The organism is Pseudoalteromonas sp. T1lg65 (genome assembly GCF_051930985.1).
GTDB lineage: Bacteria > Pseudomonadota > Gammaproteobacteria > Enterobacterales > Alteromonadaceae > Pseudoalteromonas.
The window spans coordinates 129,749-146,814 of record NZ_CP196837.1 but is presented as its reverse complement, the minus strand read 5'-3'; the positions used below and the strand labels follow the sequence as shown (position 1 = coordinate 146,814).

At 47.0% G+C, this 17,066-nt stretch carries 14 protein-coding genes; 2 read left to right on the top strand and 12 right to left on the bottom strand.

Annotated elements, in window-relative coordinates:
* Positions 1-8 precede the first annotated feature (8 nt).
* From ACSLBF_RS00650 to ACSLBF_RS00615, 8 genes are read right to left on the bottom strand one after another with little or no spacing between them, the layout of a single operon-like run.
* Complete coding sequence (locus ACSLBF_RS00650) at positions 9-1,190, bottom strand: MFS transporter (protein WP_440054724.1); 1,182 nt, start codon at positions 1,188-1,190, stop codon at positions 9-11.
* Positions 1,187-2,749 carry an amidohydrolase family protein gene (locus ACSLBF_RS00645; protein WP_440054723.1) on the bottom strand — a complete coding sequence of 521 codons (1,563 nt, stop codon included), beginning with the start codon at positions 2,747-2,749 and terminating at the stop codon, positions 1,187-1,189. Before ACSLBF_RS00645 ends, ACSLBF_RS00650 begins: the two co-directional genes overlap by 4 nt.
* Positions 2,749-4,002 carry an aspartate aminotransferase family protein gene (locus ACSLBF_RS00640; protein ID WP_440054722.1) on the bottom strand — a complete coding sequence of 418 codons (1,254 nt, stop codon included), beginning with the start codon at positions 4,000-4,002 and terminating at the stop codon, positions 2,749-2,751. The genes ACSLBF_RS00645 and ACSLBF_RS00640 overlap by 1 nt, the downstream gene beginning before the upstream one ends.
* A gap of 15 nt (positions 4,003-4,017) precedes the next feature.
* The gene (gene dhbA / locus ACSLBF_RS00635; RefSeq protein WP_440054721.1) at positions 4,018-4,791 is read right to left on the bottom strand and encodes a 2,3-dihydro-2,3-dihydroxybenzoate dehydrogenase; all 774 of its coding nucleotides are present in this window, start codon (positions 4,789-4,791) and stop codon (positions 4,018-4,020) included.
* Complete coding sequence (locus ACSLBF_RS00630) at positions 4,791-5,612, bottom strand: siderophore-interacting protein (protein ID WP_440054720.1); 822 nt, start codon at positions 5,610-5,612, stop codon at positions 4,791-4,793. The genes dhbA and ACSLBF_RS00630 overlap by 1 nt, the downstream gene beginning before the upstream one ends.
* Positions 5,609-9,916, bottom strand: a complete 4,308-nt coding sequence (locus ACSLBF_RS00625; RefSeq protein WP_440054719.1) for a non-ribosomal peptide synthetase family protein — start codon at positions 9,914-9,916, stop codon at positions 5,609-5,611. Before ACSLBF_RS00625 ends, ACSLBF_RS00630 begins: the two co-directional genes overlap by 4 nt.
* On the bottom strand, positions 9,913-10,797 hold the full coding sequence (locus ACSLBF_RS00620; protein ID WP_440054718.1) for an isochorismatase family protein: 885 nt from the start codon (positions 10,795-10,797) through the stop codon (positions 9,913-9,915). The genes ACSLBF_RS00625 and ACSLBF_RS00620 overlap by 4 nt, the downstream gene beginning before the upstream one ends.
* Before the next feature lie 18 nt (positions 10,798-10,815).
* Positions 10,816-12,468 (bottom strand): (2,3-dihydroxybenzoyl)adenylate synthase, encoded by a 1,653-nt coding sequence (locus ACSLBF_RS00615; RefSeq protein WP_440054717.1) that lies wholly within the window; start codon positions 12,466-12,468, stop codon positions 10,816-10,818.
* A 325-nt stretch (positions 12,469-12,793) separates the two neighbouring features.
* Between ACSLBF_RS00615 and ACSLBF_RS00610 the strand changes: the two genes are divergently transcribed.
* The gene (locus ACSLBF_RS00610) at positions 12,794-13,324 is read left to right on the top strand and encodes an RNA polymerase sigma factor (RefSeq protein ID WP_440054716.1); all 531 of its coding nucleotides are present in this window, start codon (positions 12,794-12,796) and stop codon (positions 13,322-13,324) included.
* An 18-nt stretch (positions 13,325-13,342) separates the two neighbouring features.
* Here the strand turns inward: ACSLBF_RS00610 and ACSLBF_RS00605 are convergent, their stop codons facing one another.
* Positions 13,343-13,786 carry a TerB family tellurite resistance protein gene (locus ACSLBF_RS00605; protein ID WP_440056166.1) on the bottom strand — a complete coding sequence of 148 codons (444 nt, stop codon included), beginning with the start codon at positions 13,784-13,786 and terminating at the stop codon, positions 13,343-13,345.
* A gap of 60 nt (positions 13,787-13,846) precedes the next feature.
* On the opposite strand from ACSLBF_RS00605, the gene ACSLBF_RS00600 reads away from it, so the two are divergent.
* Complete coding sequence (locus ACSLBF_RS00600) at positions 13,847-14,239, top strand: hypothetical protein (protein WP_440054715.1); 393 nt, start codon at positions 13,847-13,849, stop codon at positions 14,237-14,239.
* A 141-nt stretch (positions 14,240-14,380) separates the two neighbouring features.
* Here the strand turns inward: ACSLBF_RS00600 and ACSLBF_RS00595 are convergent, their stop codons facing one another.
* The 3 genes from ACSLBF_RS00595 to leuC all read right to left on the bottom strand — a co-directional run bounded on the left by ACSLBF_RS00595 (position 14,381) and on the right by leuC (position 17,057).
* A complete protein-coding gene (locus ACSLBF_RS00595) occupies positions 14,381-14,971 on the bottom strand; it encodes a hypothetical protein (protein WP_440054714.1) in 591 nt (196 codons plus the stop codon).
* Positions 14,972-15,057: 86 nt separating this feature from the next.
* The gene (gene leuD, locus ACSLBF_RS00590) at positions 15,058-15,657 is read right to left on the bottom strand and encodes a 3-isopropylmalate dehydratase small subunit (RefSeq protein ID WP_440054713.1); all 600 of its coding nucleotides are present in this window, start codon (positions 15,655-15,657) and stop codon (positions 15,058-15,060) included.
* Complete coding sequence (leuC, locus tag ACSLBF_RS00585) at positions 15,657-17,057, bottom strand: 3-isopropylmalate dehydratase large subunit (protein ID WP_440054712.1); 1,401 nt, start codon at positions 17,055-17,057, stop codon at positions 15,657-15,659. Before leuC ends, leuD begins: the two co-directional genes overlap by 1 nt.
* Between the last annotated feature and the right edge of the window lie 9 nt (positions 17,058-17,066).

The window sequence follows — 17,066 nt, the reverse complement described above, 5'->3', positions numbered from 1 at the left end:
CGTCGGGATCAACACTGTTCGCGTTTTGGTTGTTTGCTAGACAATATCAGCATGCTAAAACTTGCGGTTAAAATACAAAGAAAAATAGCGCCAGCGAGCACCAAAAAGAATGACTTCATACCAAACCAAGCCACCGCTGGTTCAAATAGAATTGGACTTAAAAACTGCCCTAAGAAGTAACATGTCGTCATCATGCCCATGGCTTTACCTCTCAGCGGTGGTGGTACAAATTCAAATAGCCATACCACCAAGTTTGGTCTGACTAAGCCTAGCCCTGCGCCAATCACAACAACTGTCATCACCACACCAAGCAGCGTAGGTATCAACCCCAGAGCGGTAAATCCGATGGCAACGATAACCCAACCAAGCAAGTGAGTTTGTTGGACGTTCAGCAACCGTCTAACGCGACCATAAAGGAGAGAAACACAAGACATAGACAACAAAAATGCAGCGATTATCAAACCAATACTCGACGCAGAAGCGCCGTAACTGCTGAGGTAAAATGGTAAATGAATGGTCAATCCATACAACACCACAATTTCTACTAACGCCAAGACGCAACACAACAGTAATGCACGACTGAACAAGGTCACGGGTATTGTTTGCTGCTGCATTGAAGGGTTTTGTTGCACGGGATCTCGGACCCATAAAAACACCCCGGGGATCACCAACAACGCTAATGAAAAAATCGCAAAGACCCACGTCCAATGCCCTTCCGCTAAAAATCCGGCTAAGGATAAAAACAGCACACCGCCAAAGCCACCAAATGCGGCCTGTAGGCCCATGAACTTTGCAAATTCAGGACCTGCAAAATAGCGCCCGGCTAATGTCGTCCCGCTGACCATAATAAAAGCGACAGCGACACCCATTAAGGCTCGACTAAACAAGATCAACCATAACGACTCTTGCCATAGATAGCCAAGTCCACCGCTAAGTGTGAACAGAGCAAGCGCAGTGAGCAGTAACTTTTGACAATTGAATTTATCAACCAGTCCACCAGCAAGCGGGGCGCATAACGCTATCACCAAGCCCGGCAAGGATAACGTCATTTTGCTCCAAAACTCAGCATTGTCGATCTGTGCAAAGGCCTTTGTCATCGCAGGTAACGCTGGGGCCAAGGTCGCACTAGCCAACACCGTCATAGTGCTGGCCAACAGTAAAAACCAGGTTGCTAATCGCTGTCGAGTCATCCCGGTCTCCCAATGCGTTGACGCGCACTCGCTACCGCTTTTTGATAATCTTCGTACAACTCTGTTTCATCAAATCGCGTGCTTTTTCCAGCACTTACCACAATGTCTCCGGCTACCATGACGGTATCTACATCATGACTCGAGCCAGTGACGATGAAGGTTCGGAGTGGGTGCTGTGAGAGCTTGTAGCGGTAATCATCATTATTCACCAACACCAAGTCCGCCTGCTTGCCAACTTCAATAGAACCAATTTGTTGATGCCAACCAAGGGCTTTAGCGCCATACAGTGACGCTGTTTTCAGTGCTAATGTTGGCGGACAAGCGGTGTTACAGTTTTGTGCTTCGTTATGTCCAAGGTGTGCGCCGCGCATGGCTTCACACATACCACCAATAAAAGAAATGTCACCATCGGTGCTGCTCGATACCCACACCCCCTCTTTGAGAAACCGTCCTATTTGCCCAGTTTCGCTGATGGTGGCTTCGCCCAACATGCCGTAGTGGGCTGGTGAATGACAAATATTGACATCGGTTTCGATTAAACGTTGATATTCCGCTTCGTTGGCGTAGGCGGTGTGTACGGCAAGCAGTCGATCGGTCAATAATCCCATCGCATCGAAGCGTGCGATGGGAGAGCAACCAAATACACGTTCCACTTCTTGGCGTTCGTGTTTGAGTGGTGCGAGATGCGTAGCGTAAGGCACTTGATATTGCTGCGTAATACTCGCCAGTGCTTCCAGCTGTTTATCCGAGCTGCCAAACGCCCCCATCACCGAAGGCATTGCACCAACAAGTCCTGAGCTGTGATTGTCCCACGTTTCAATAAGCGCTAGCCAATCCGCCGTTTGTGCCTCCGTATCGGCGATAATCGTCGCTGTTGCTTTATCCGCCTCAAGCATGACATCTGAGCCCCAACGGCTTACCCGCAGCCGCATGCCCAAGTCGATAGCCGCCAGTGCCATTGCATCGGCTTTATTGGCAGAGCCTACGTCACCGAGTGCGGTGGTGCCGGACCGTAGTTGTGTCCACATACTCCAACGGGCAATAGCCAGTCCTTCTTCAAGAGTTAGCTTATCTCCAACTGTGGAGATAAAGCCAAACATTGAACCCAACGCTTGGATATTTCCCCCTCCTGCATAGGCCGTTGGTTCTATATGACTGTCATCTGCCGACTCATGGTTTGGTGCCACAAAGCTTTCATGCCAGTGTGGATTAATCAGTCCCGGCAGTAGTAGCTTTCCTTGACCATCGATTGCCTTATCATAATCCAGTGGCAACGCACTTTGCTCACCCAACGCGACAATTTGTTTACCTTGAACCAGCACCCAGCCTTTTGGAAATACCGTGTTACTTTCATCCGCTGTATAGATAAACACATTGTGGATCAAAGTGCGAAGTTGGTCCTCTATCGGCTTTCGAACAACCGCTTTCAGGCCATTTAGCTCACTGACACTGGCACTGCCAAACTCATGCTCAGTAGCATTTGAAGCCCCAGCCAATGCCCCTGCCAATGCCCCTGCCAATGCCGCAAAGCGCTTAGATGATAAGCACGAACAAGCCATTAGCTCTCGTCCTTATTAGCAAACAAGCCCGCTTGTTGCATCGCTATTAGTGACGCTTTCACCGCCGCAATGGTAGTGTTGATATGTTCCTCAGTATGCACACCACAAATAAAGTTCACTTCACGGCGCATTAATACGCCACGTTTGGCCATTTCAGCAAGAAAAGGGATCGCCAATTGCACATGCGCTTGCGGATCTTTGGCAAACAAAAACATCGGAATTGGGTCATAGCCAACCACCTTCAGCGGCGTGCCTAACTGTTCAGAGATTTGGTTCACTTCCGATTTTAATATTGCTCCGAGTTTGGCAATGTGCGTGGTAAAATCGGTACGTTGATATTCTTTCAACACCGCATCACACACCGCTAGCGATAACATTTCACCGCCAAATGTAGTGGATACCTGTAGCTCGTTCATACGCTGCATTAATTCGCGCTTACCTGCTACAGCCGACAACGGCATACCCGCTGCAATACCTTTTGATAACGTCACCAAGTCAGCATTTACTGCAAAATATTGCTGAGCACCACCCGGTGCCAGTCTAAATCCCGTCACTACTTCATCAAAAATCAAGATCACGCCATGCTCTGTGCATAGCTCGCGCAGCTGTTGCAAAAATGACGCTTCTAACACTCGATTGTAAGGCACGGATAACAATACTGCCGCTAATTGTGTCTTACGCTCTGTGATCTTCTCTAAGATTGGCGCTTCATCGTTTGGTGTAAACAACGGCATTCTATGCGTGAGCTCGGCAATCACCGCGGGCACACCCGGTGTGTCAAACATGTAGTGATCATGCCATCCATTGTAGCCAATGGTCATGATCTCATCGCGTTTGGTAACATGGCGCGCCAACCTTACTGCCGCTGAATTGGCATCCGCACCGGTTTTAAAAAAGCGCACTTGTTCGGCATTAGGAATAACGTCAATCAAGGTCTTGGCGGTCTGCACTTCGATAGGTGTTGGTAATGAGTGAATAAGACCATGACTTAAATGGTCGGTAATCGCGTTGACCACCACAGGATGATTATGGCCCAACGTATTTGCCGCTAAGCCACAAATAAAGTCGATGTATTGGTTACCATCGACATCCGTAACCAAAGCGCCTTCACCTTTTTCGATATATACAGGAAAAGCACCGGGAGAAAACTGCTCAGGCTTTTTCATCATGGATTGTGTAAAACCAGCAATAACCTGCTCGCCTTGCGCTTGTAGCTGTTGTGACTTAGTAAAAGAAAGTGGTTGATTATTCATAATTTCCTCGAAAATTTAGTGTCCTAGTGTCGCGCCGCCGTCCACCAACAGGTTGCTCATGGTGATGTGCTTTGCAGAGTCACTAAGTAAAAAAACAATACTGTTGGCAATATCATCGACAGCGGCAATTCGCCCCAGTGGAATGCCCAATTTAAAGCTGGCAAGGTCGCCGTTAATCGTTTGCTTTGCTCCATGCTCGTCTTGCCAAAGCTGGCGCTGCATATCTGTATCGGTTGAGCCCGGCGACACCACATTGCAACGAATGTTGTGTGGTGCCAGCTCCAATGCCAGATTTTTCACCATCGCAGTCAGTGCTGCTTTCGACGCGCTGTAGGCGCCCATGTTAAGTCTTGGTGTTGATGCAGCATTGCTGCCGACCGCTACCATTGCGCCGCGTCGACGATGCTGCATTTTGTTGGCTATGGCTTGGCACAAGAAAAAGGGTCCATGGCAGTTCACTGCAAAAGTGTGTAACCACGTTTGTTCGCACTGTTCGCGCATCGACGCCATGTGCAACACGCCAGCGACGCTCGCTAAGTAATCAATTTCACCCAGTTGCTGCTCGACTTGCGCCACGAATTGTTGCACCGCAACGTTATCGGTAACATCCAGCTGGATGGTAAAGTAGCTTTCTGCTATTTGTTCAAATTGAGTATTTTCAAAAGCAATATCCACCGCGACAACGCGTGCACCAAGTGCTGCCAACTGTTCAGCAACCGCTTTACCAATGCCTTGATGGGCGCCAGTTACCACCGCGATACGGTGTTGAAATTCCGCTGCAGAAACCATCAATACACCTCATCCATGATCACATGGCGCTGCTCGTGGTAGGTTTCTTCATCTTGACCTCGTCGCCAATACGGGATGGCATAGAGTTGCTTTTTGGTCAGCTTAAAGTCACGGATCAGTTGCTTGCGACACGCCAATACCGCACTATTTTCACCCGCGATAAATGCACTAATTGAAGTCGCGTTGGTCGGGACGGTGGTATTCTTTATGGCTCTAGCCAATTGCTCATGATCACCACGAATACGTTGCAGCCAATGCACATTCACCCCTTTCGGGTGTTGCAATGTATGCTGCTCAGCTAAGCTATCGACTTCAATAAACACTTCTGCTTGCGCCGATTCGACAAGCCCTTCCAACAAAGCACTGATCGCAGGCACTGCGGTTAAATCCCCTGCCAACACATGCCAATCGGCTGCGGCCAGTAACGGATCTGGTCCCCCAGGACCTGCGACGCCTAATTCAGAACCAATCACCGCATGCACCGCCCAGCCTGATGCCGGACTTTTATCGCCATGCACCACAAAATCGATATCTAATTCATTTACCTCTGGACGATAGGCACGCACCGTATAGGCGCGAGTCACTGGACGATTTTCCGGCCAATGAATTTTTCCTTCCGCATCTCGGATCGGCAGCTCCAAAGTGCCCGACTCACGATTCGCGAAAAATAGTTTGATATGCGCTCCACCGTGCCCTGTCGGAAAGCCTTGAAGCTGCTCACCAGACACAGTGATCCGCAATAAGTTAGGCGTGATATAGCGCTTGCCGACACAGTGGACGCGACGAGGACCTGAGGGTTTAATGGGTTGTTTTGTCGTCATAATAATTCCTCATGTTCCTGAATAGATGTTTGTTGCTCAAAAAGTCGTTGCTGGGCATAGGCGTGTTGTTTGCCATCCAGTAGCCCAGTAACAAAAGCAAAGCGAAGATAATTGGCCAGATCGGCGCGAGTAAAACCATCAAGTTGACTCTGGTGATACTTTGCGGCTTGCTGAAAAGCACGATTATCAGCCAGCAATTTGGTGGTTTTAGTCGATTGCGCAGATTGTCCGGTAAAAAAGCTTGCAATGGCTAAGTCATCTTCATCCGACGACTGAGTAACCACCTCTAACCATTGCTCAAGCGATAAACTAGAAAATACCAAGCCATAATCCGCCAACCATTGATAAAGCTGAGATAAACAGACGAGTTCATCGGGCGTGAGATTAAATACCTTTACCGATGCAGCGCTAAGAGATTGCTGTGCCACAAACTTGGCAATGACATCAACCGGCGTCCAAGGTTCTAGCACCGACAATTTGGGTAACGCATTGAATTTAAGCCCCGTGCGTAATATCCGCCATACCAAATCGTTGTGGTTGATATAGCCGCTGCGCTTTGCACCAACGACCCTCGCTAAGCGGTAAATCTGACAGCTAAGTCCGCCATTTTGGGCAATCTCGACCATGGCCTCTGACGCCCATTTTGATTGCTGATAGCCATCCTTTAGCCCTGAATGGAACGGTACAAAGGCTTCTGGGAGCGGTTGCTCAGACGCTTCGGCCACCGCAATGGTCGAGATGTGATTAAAGGGAAGCGAAAACTGCTTGGCAAATATCAATAGCTGCGCTGTCGCCAAGGTATTCGCCGCGCGTAAACTTTGATAATCACGCAACACTGAAGTATGTGCAGCATTATGGATAACATGGGTAATTTGTTGTCCAAGCTGCAAGTACGCTTGCTCAGAAAGACCCAGATTGGGGGCTGCAATACCATTGGTGATAACGGTAACACGGCGACTATCGAACTCTGGTAGTTGCTGTTGTTTGAAAGCCGACTGCAAGCGCACAAGGCCATGCTCCGCATTATCGGCTCTGACGTGACAAACCACAGTAACTTCGGGTATGCGCAGCAGCTGCTGCAACAATTGCGCGCCGACAAAGCCCGTCGCACCCGTCAACAATATCACCGGTGAGCGTACCAATTGCGATCGTTGAATAGCTTCGCAACTGTTGAAGGTTGTTCTGAAACTATCAATATCCGTTTGGATTAAAGTCGCAACATCTTGTTGTTGCACATTGCCTTGCAATGCCGCGCTCAAGTCACGAAGCTGCGGATGAGCGAACAAAAACGCTACGCTAATTACGCGATCGAGACGCTGGCTTAATCTTGAAGCAACCTGAATGCACTGTAATGACTGTCCGCCAATCGTAAAAAAGTTGTCTTCTGGATGAATATTCACAACGCCTAATACGTCTTGCCACACTTGTGCGACGAGTTGTTCAAATTCATTCAATACGACAGCTGATTTTTCTGCTGACGACTGTGCGCTTAAGCGCTTACGATCTATTTTATTGGCTGGCGTTGTTGGTAGCTTAGCGTAGTAATGCACTTGTGATGGACACATTACCGATGGTAAATGCTTACCAACTAGTTCACGCAGCTGTGCCAAGCTCCACTGGCTGTCACTGACAAGATGCGCAGATAACGCTTTGGCTTTGCCTTGTGTGTCGGTGATGATAGTAACAGCAGCTTGTTGCACGCTCGGTAAACTAAGTAAGACGGCCTCTATTTCACCAAGCTCAATGCGAAAACCACTGAGCTTTAATTGCGCATCTGCGCGCCCAAGGTATTCCAGCTGTCCATCACTATGCATCCGCACCATATCTCCGGTACGATAGGCTTTATGGAAAGTTTTACTGTCTGGCCGCCAAAGTTCCACGAATGCGGCCTGAGTTTGAGATTCTAGTCCCAAATAACCCGAAGCTAAGCCCGCTCCTAGCAGCCAAAGCTCACCGCGTTCACCATAATTTGCGATTGAGTGAGTATCGCGCATCACCACCGCGCCTCGTCCCGGCAACGGTTGACCAATTGATGCGCTAGCAAGCGTACTCGCAAGATCTGTATACGTTGCGACTACCGTTGCTTCGGTTGGGCCATAGGTGTTAAGCACCCGTACCGTTTGAGCAAACCGCTCACGCCACGCCTCAACCCGCTGACGATTAACCGCTTCGCCACCGATAATAATGGTATGTACCATGTCTGGTAAATTGAGTGATGACTCACATAAATAACGACAAAGTTCATGCCAATAGGCGGTAGGTAAATCTAAAATGGTAATTTGTAAACGCTCGACTTCAGCAAGAAATGCTTCGAACGAGGACAACATATCATCATTGCGAAGCACCAACGTGGCACCCACGGTCAAGGTAACAAAGACTTCTTCAATACAAGTGTCAAAGTGGAAAGGTGCAAATTGCAGCACCCGATCTTGGGCTGTCACACCGTAGGCAGCAGTTGCTCCAGCAACAAAGCCAGATAAGGCAGAATGACTAATTTGTACACCTTTTGGCTGTCCTGTTGAACCCGAGGTGTAAATTAAATAGGCCTGCTGGGCATCGGATAAAGTTGGTAAAACCCTTTGCTCTGTCGCAGGCACTTGCTGAAGTAAGTCGATGTTTAACACTGAACAGCGGCTATTAGCCACTACATCAAGATCAGCAGTCTGCTGATCGACTAAGGTCAAAAATGGCTCGGCATCTGTGATGATTAAGTTGTTTCGGGCCTCTGGTGCTGCAGCATCAATAAATACGAATCGATGGCCGGCGAGCAAAGTTGCCCACATCGCCACGATGGTATTAACGCTACGAGGTAATATCAATAACACGGTGCTGGCAGCTACCTGATGTTGCAAAATGTGTTGTGCCAGCGCGCTGACATGCTGTAACAGCTGCTGATAACTCACTACCACACCGTCCGTCGTCATTAACGCGGTGGCTTCAGGTTGAGTTACTGCCAAAGACAATAAATGCTCAGTCACATTCACGCTTTGTGGCAATGGTTCACTGTAGTGAATGGCGAGACTAGATGTTTCCAATGTCAGAGGAATCGCCAGATGGTGTTCCAGCTGCTTGATAATGCTTAGCAAACTTTGTTGTAACGACAACAGCTCAGACTGATTATAGCCGCTTTGATTCGCTTCTATCTCAAAGCGCACACTGTCATCGGCTTGGCGAATAAAAATAAACGCCAAATCCTCAACGGGACCAGCAGAAAGCGTATGACTTTGCACGGGAGTATGTTGAAAGTTTGCTTGCCGATGAAAAGGTAAAATATTGACCGCTGTCGCGAACAACTGCTCGGGCAGACCTTGTGCTACTGCTTCTGACTTTAGTGCTTCATAGCGATAGCGAAAATGACGTCGCGACTGGCGAAGTGTGTTACTCACCTGCGCTAGAAGCTGAGTAAAATCTTCGCATAGAGTAAAGTTCACCACGATTGGCACTATGTTCATATGCATACAGGGTGTATTTGCGGCTTTTGATGCCATCCGGTTTGCAACTGGCATAGCAATTACGGTTTTAGCCACTCCGGTACGCTGAAACAACAAATACCCGACTGCTGCAAACAGTAACTCTGACCAATTACTGGTGATGGTTTTAGCTCGCTGATCTAACGCGTTAACCGTCTCAGCACTAAGTGTTATGGCTACTTTTTCTTTTTGCTCAGCAGTTGTCAGTGAAGCATTTGCCAAGCTAGTCGCGTTGCCCATACCTTTGAGCTGTGACAACCAGTAGCTTCTATCTTTTGCCAACCCACTGCTATTTTGATAGACCTCGTCTTCTTCTAAAACAGCCCGATAGCGGGCATCATCTGGCTCAAATGCTTGGCCAGCATAAGCTGCTAGCACCTGATTTGTCAGTAATGCAAAACTATATCCATCCAGCGCAATATGATGCGCACCCAATGCCCAAAAATAATGCGTATCCGTTAATTTGATTAACAAGTGACGATATAGCTCACCAGTCGCTAAATCGTATGGTGCGGATTGCCATTTTTGCAGATACTGTTGTGCCGCTTGCACCGGTTCAGCGGCCTCAGAAAAATCTAGGTACTCGCCCAGCTTTGCCTGTCGCTTTGATTCGTTAAGCGGTTGCTGTTCTGGACTACCTTGGCGCTCAAAGAAACGCACATTCAGCGCCGTGGTATTACGCAGTACCCCTGAGGCTGCTAACAACCACGACTCTGCATCAACCGACGCATGCAACTCGATATATTCAGCGGTATTGTAACGGGTACTATTTGGCTCCTTAACTTGACCAAGCCAAATCCCTAGCTGTGCAGCAGTGAGAGGCCAACTGCTCATGCGGCATTTACCTCCTGTAACAGCGCCTGATTCATGATTTGATGCCACTCATTGACAGTGGTCGCTTCTGCTAACGCTTGCAGAGTGATGTCTATCCCTTGCGCTCGCCATTGGTCCACCAGTGTCATAACGCGAATAGAATCGAGTCCCAAATACAGTAGATTTTCATCAGGGTCGACGTCTTCAACATCCATACTCAGTACCATTGCAATCGCTTGTTGAATATCCTCAACGGAGAGAGAAGTCGGTTGTGTGGCTGGTCGACATACGGCAACCACTTCATCTAAAAGCTGGACTTGTCCACAACGGGTTGCCACATACTGCAATGCATCAAGGTGCTCTTGTTCACTGAAGTCAGCCACCGCATCTGCGACAACAAACGCCTTAATGTCATACATAAACGCATCTAACGCCGTAGAAAGCACACCAATATGGGCGTAAATACCACAAATAATAAGTTGGTCACGGCCTTGCTCTCGCATATCTTCTAACAACGTACTGCGCTTAAATGCACTATAACGCCATTTGGTATACACCTTGTCTTCTGGCTGAGGCGCTAATGCAGGCAAAATGGCGGTATCTTGTTCGCCGAGTCCTTTGCCCCAAAAGTCTGTGAGCAAGGCTCGGTCTTGACGACTTTGGTTTGCTGGCTGAGCGGTGTAAACTACCGGAATGCCAGCCGCTTTTGCTATGCCTATCAACTGCTGAATATGCTGCACTAACGGTTGCATCGGTGCCGTTTCTACGTCGTAGAAATTGACAAAATAAGACTGCATATCATGTACTAACAATACCGCTCGATTTGGATCAAGTTGCCAATCTGTGCGGTTTTCTGGACGCTCGGATGGTAATGGGTAAGCTGAAATACGTGGAATAGCCATGAGTGTTTCCTAATCTTGTTAAGCCGTTTGGGGAGCTGAAAGACGCTCTGCAATAAGTTGACGAAGCGCACGTTTATCGACTTTGCCTACCTTGGTTTTGGGAAGCTCATCGATAAACTCGTAACGATCTGGGTATTTATAGTCAGCAAGACCTTTGGCCCGAATAAAGCGATTTAAACTACCTCGAGTGATCGGCTCTAGGTCGTTTTGCTTTGCAACCACAAACGCGCAAACTCGTTCAGTAAGTATTGGATCGGGCATTGCCACAACCGCACAGTCATGCACTCCAGGGTGTGCTAGCAAATAGTTTTCGATTTCTTCTGCGGCGACTTTTTCACCACCTTTGTTGATTTGATCTTTGTCACGTCCTTCTACAATTAAGTCTCCCGCTGCAGTTTGTCTAACGATGTCACCGCTGCAATAAAACCCATCTTCAGTAAACGCAGCGAGGTTATGTGCTTGTGCATTTAAATACCCGCGAAAGGTGTAAGGTCCTTTTGTGGTAAGTAGGCCGGCTTCTCCAACTGAGACGGGCCGGTTATGCTCATCAACAATGCGCACCTGATCGGCTTCGCTCATGGGGCGGCCTTGCGTATTGTGTCGAGTCCATTGATCGTCATCGAGACGCGTATAATTAACTAACCCTTCAGCCATACCAAACACTTGCTGTAACGTGACTTCAAGCTCATGTTCGAGCCTAGCCGCCAATGTAGCGCTGAGTTTGGCACCACCTACTTGGATAACTTGCAAAGAGCTCAAATCGTGTTTTTCGCGCTCTTTTGAATCGAGCCATAAAGACACAGCAGGCGGTACCAAAGCAGTCCAATTGACACGGTGTTGTTGAATTAAAGGAAAGCAGCTTGCAGGCGATGGATCTGGTGCACAAATTAACGTACCACCAGCATAAAAAACCCCTAATGCGCCGGGGGAGCTCAACGGAAAGTTATGTGCAGCAGGTAGGGCACACAGATAACGGGTATCCTCATTCCACTGACAAACCGCAGCACTCTGCCGCACGCTGTAGTAGTAATCGTTATGCGTACGAGGGATCAGTTTCGGAGTACCGGTACTCCCGCCTGAAAGCTGAAAAAATGCAACATTATCAGCTTGATGTTTGCGAAATGGTGGGGCTTCAAAGTGCTCGAAGCTTGCCGAAGCATGTAGTTTACTCGCCAGCTCTTTTGCCCAGTCACTTTTACCTCGCAGCAAAACATGCTGAAGATTTGGTGCGAACTGCGCTAACTGTTGAGTAAATTCGTCATTTTTGAACAGTCTATGTGCAACATCCGCAATGACCAATGTCGGATTAAGCGCTTGTGCATAATGACTTAGCTCAGCCTGATTATGGTTCATCAGTGCATTCACCGGCAGTACAGCGAGCTTTTGCAAGGCAAAAAATACCACATAAAATTCGTAGCAATTGGGCAATTGAACAATGGCGGTATCTCCCGCTTTTAATCCCAAAGCGTTCAAGTAGCCTGCCAACCTTGTTGATTCTTTATCCAAACAGGCGTAGGACTTTGCTAACCCGTTATCGATTACCGCTATTTTTGCTGGATGCAATTGTATTTGTCGCTCTAAAATCTGACTGAGCTCTTGTCCTGTCCAGTAATTTTGCCTGAGGTAGTATTCTCGTTCCTCATCAGGCCAGACGAAACAACTTTTTAACATAAATAAAATCCTAGCTTCTCGTTCCCAACCACAGTTATGCGACCTTTAACTTGTACCTAATGACCAACCATCAAAAAAAGATCTAATTTTTATGAAAATTAAACAGTTAAAAAAATAACTCTGTTAGCAGCGCACTAACGCAGATATGACGATTGATAATGAGAATAATTTACAGAAAAAGTAAAAATATTTTTTACTCTTATAAAAAAGGAACAAAAGTTACTTTTAAGTAAACAAAAATTATCTTTCACGCATTGACAGTGATTGACTTTAGATCATAGAATCTAACTGATAATTATTTGCATTAATATTTATTGGTGAGGGAATGACGACTGCATGCAACATTGAAACAGGTCAAAACGCAAACTGGGCTGAAGTGATTGAATCAAACCGAGATAAGCTTATTGTCTATCTCACGTCGATTTTAAACTGTCAGTATTTTGCCGAAGACGCACTGCAAGAAACCTATATTCGCTTATCAAGGCTACCGATTGAACAGAGCTTTGCTATCAGCAATAGAACAGCCTATTGCTACCAAGTGGCACGCAATATTGCGATCGACATGTTACGGAAAAAGTCTAAAGAAAGTTGGGTAGGTCTGGAGTATGCCCAGCCAAACCATTGTGCTGCAAAGCACTTAGATGTTGAGGACAAGCTAATCGCACAAAACTTGGATACGCGGATGACACAAGCGGTAGACGGGCTGTCAAAACGTCATCAACAAATTTTGAGCTTGTATAAGCGAGGTGACTTTAAACAAAAAGATATTGCTAAAATCTGCGCAATTTCACCAACGTTAGTCAACTTTATCTTGCAAGAAGTCGTTGCCACCTGCCAAACCGTGTTGGCTCACTAAAAGCAAGTCACAAACAATTTACTCGCCTTGCGCGGCGAGTTTTGCGGCAATAAAGTCACTGTGCGCAACATAGAACAGCCCTGCGATTTTTCTAATAATGTGTTCTTCATGACTATCTAAGTGACCGTCAGCTAATGCCACATGCCAAAGCAGTTCAATCACCTCGATGCGCTCAATATCTGATGTGTGGTTATTAATTTGTTTCGCGAACGCATACATGTCTATGGCTTCTTCCACTAATGATTGCGCTTTAGCTATTAGAGGCTCTATTTGTGCGTCGCTCAACGCACAGCGAGACGCTAAGATTTCCGCAATACGCTCGAGTTCGCTTTGTTCAAACTTGCCATCAGCACGCATCACTTCAACCAGTAATGCCGCCAATGCGGTGTTAAAGTCGAGTTGTTGGTCTTGTTGTTGTTCATCTTGCCAACGATTGAATAGGGCTTTGATATGACTTAACAACGACATTTCTCCTGTGTGATACAATTTATATTAAGCATAACAGCAAGGACATTTACGACCGTGCAATTTATCAGACCTTCCACGTATAAATTAGGTTCAACCATAGTCGCGGCGTTACTGTGCAGCGCTTGCCAAACAACGACAGCTAACGGCATCAGCGAAAAGCTTTATGACTTTGACCATCAAGTACATTACGAGCAAGTCACCTACACAGGTCATCACTACTTGTTAAAAGTAAAATCAGACAGTTACCAGCACTTTACGCGTCAGAGTGTATTTTTGTTGCGTCATAGCAAACGGCTTTGCCAAGGTCTCATACCGCAAATGACCATTTCTTCCGGCATTCAAGAATTTGATAAACTACCATTAACGCCGCGACCTTATCAAAATGATTTAATCGCGGAAGTTCGCTGCGTGACCGAAACAAAACCTTATACCAATCCTCTTAATTAGTTGATCAATTTTGAGTCGAGAAAAGCTAGTTGATAACCAGGCAAAAATTTTGCTATTTAGTTGTTCTAAATGAGAAATTTTTAACGCAGTTAGCAGCAGATTTTATCTCTCAAATTGACCAGATATTTAAGCGGATTGGTATTAGTCAGAGTAGCCCCAAGGTGCGGCTGGTGCTTCGATTGGTTTAGTTAAATCAAAATCCACTCTGAATTCTCTCCCTTCTCGCACTAAACGATAGGTAAATTGCTCAGGGTATATGTACATTTGCCATGTATTGCCCACTGACTGTGGAATGCCCTGCTGTACAAACAGCTGCTTAGAATATTCATCGGCAGGAAATGATTGTACAGTGTTATAACCCGCATCAATCGTATGCCCACCATACATGGTAGAAACATCATCGGTGCCATCTTGGTGACGATGATCGTGTTTTAGGCTCAAGCCGCTACCGGTTTTTGTGATTATCCATGTACGCGAGGCATCTTCGCCAACATGAAACGGGACTTGTAACTCGCTCTGGGTGCATTTGCGTACGTGCATGACCAAACGCGACTCGTTAAATTTACTTGGCCCTTGGTTATCTACCGTGACCTTACCTTCAAAGGCTTTACCACAGAGCTGTTGTAAACTGCTAAAGAACGCATCATGTGTTGGGATAGACACCAGTGGCGCAGGACGCGCGAAAGCTGGTATTGCGCTAACAGCCAAGGCCGCAACAATTAGTTTATTCATTATTATTCTCACAAAAAATAAAGCCAGAGCTTACTGAGCATCTGGCTTTAAGGCAAAAAATTACGTTTAACTGTAATGGTTGCGTGTTATTGCCATGGGCGCTCTACAGCTAGCTGTTGTTCAAAGGCGGTGATGTTGTCAGCAAGCAGCTCGGTTTCACCAATAAAGTCTAAGCCACTGAGTAACCGCGCTTTAATATCTTCTCGGATCTCGAAGTCGATAGCGGTGAGCCCTGCACAACGCAGCTGCTGAGCTTGCAAATCTACTTCTAACTGCATGGACTCGTCTTGCTCACACCGCGCAAATAACACATCCAGTGTTTCCGCAGGTAAGGCAATGCACAACATTTGGTTATTGCCACAGTTATTGAAAAAGATATCGGCAAAGCTTTCAGCCAAGATCACCGTAAATCCATACTGTTTCAGCGCCCAAGGTGCGTGCTCTCGTGATGAACCACAACCAAAGTTATCCCGAGTTAACAGAATGGAAGCACCTTGGTATTTCGGATAATTCAGCACAAAACTTGGATCTGGTTGGCCATCTTCTAAATAGCGCCAATCGTAAAATAGCGCCTTATCAAAACCATCTCGACTGGTAGATGTGAGGAACTGCTTTGGAATGATCTGATCAGTATCGACGTTGTTTTTGTCTAGAGGTGCAACAAGTCCTTGATGATAACTAGCCATTACGCTTCTCCTCGAATGTCACTAAAACGACCAGCGATGGCAGCAGCTGCTGCCATCGCTGGACTCACTAAATGCGTGCGCCCACCACGACCTTGACGACCCTCAAAATTTCGATTTGAGGTTGACGCACAGCGTTTACCCGCAGCTAAGCGATCGTCATTCATTGCCAAACACATTGAACAACCTGGCTCACGCCATTCAAAGCCAGCAGCCTTAAAGATATCAGCCAACCCTTCCTGTTCAGCCTGTTGTTTAACAAGTCCGGAGCCCGGTACAATCAATGCTTCTACGCCTTCTGCAACGCGTTTACCTTTGACGATTGCTGCGGCTGCACGTAAATCTTCAATGCGGCTATTGGTGCAAGAACCAATAAATACCGTGTCTACTTTAGCATCACTGAGCTTTTGTCCGGCTGTTAACCCCATGTATTGCAAAGCACTACGCATCGCATCGGCTTTTACTAGGTTGGGCTCGTCATCAGGATTTGGTACCACTTCGTCAATGCCGATCACTTGCTCAGGGCTGGTTCCCCAAGTTACTTGCGGCTGGATTTCGCTAGCTTCAAGTTCCACCACACGGTCAAATTGCGCGTCATCGTCACTGTGTAACGTTTGCCAATATGCCACCGCTTGCTCAAAGGCTTCACCTTTTGGTGCAAAAGGCTTATCACGTAAATACTCATAGGTTTTTTCGTCTGGTGCAATCAGCCCAGCTTTAGCGCCCATTTCAATGCTCATATTACACAGCGTCATACGGGCTTCCATCGACAACGCGCGGATCGCCGGGCCACAAAACTCTGCCACATACCCCGTGCCACCAGCGGTGCCTAGTTTACCAATCACCGCCAAGATTAAATCTTTCGCGGTTACTGTCGGACGTAATGTGCCATTAACTTGTATTTTCAGTGAGTTGGCTTTTTTCTGCTGCAAAGTTTGAGTTGCTAAGACGTGCTCTACTTCAGAGGTACCGATGCCATGAGCCAACGCACCAAATGCGCCATGCGTTGAAGTGTGGCTGTCACCACACACAATCGTGGTACCTGGCAAGGTAATACCTTGCTCAGGCCCCATCACATGCACAATGCCCTGATTAATCGAATTTAAGTCATACAACACAATGCCAAATTCTTCACAGTTATGCGCCAACGCTTGTAGCTGATTTTTGCTGACTTCACTGGCGGCATCAATAGAGCGACTTTTTGTCGACACGTTATGATCCATAGTCGCAAAGGTTTTTTCAGGACAGCGCACTTTACGGTTTTTTTCCCTGAGTCCTGCAAAGGCCTGTGGAGAGGTCACTTCATGCACTAGGTGACGGTCAATATAAAGTAAATCTGTTTGTTCATTCACCTTGGCAACCACATGAGATTGCCAGATTTTGTCATATAATGTTTGTGCCACTTGCTCAGT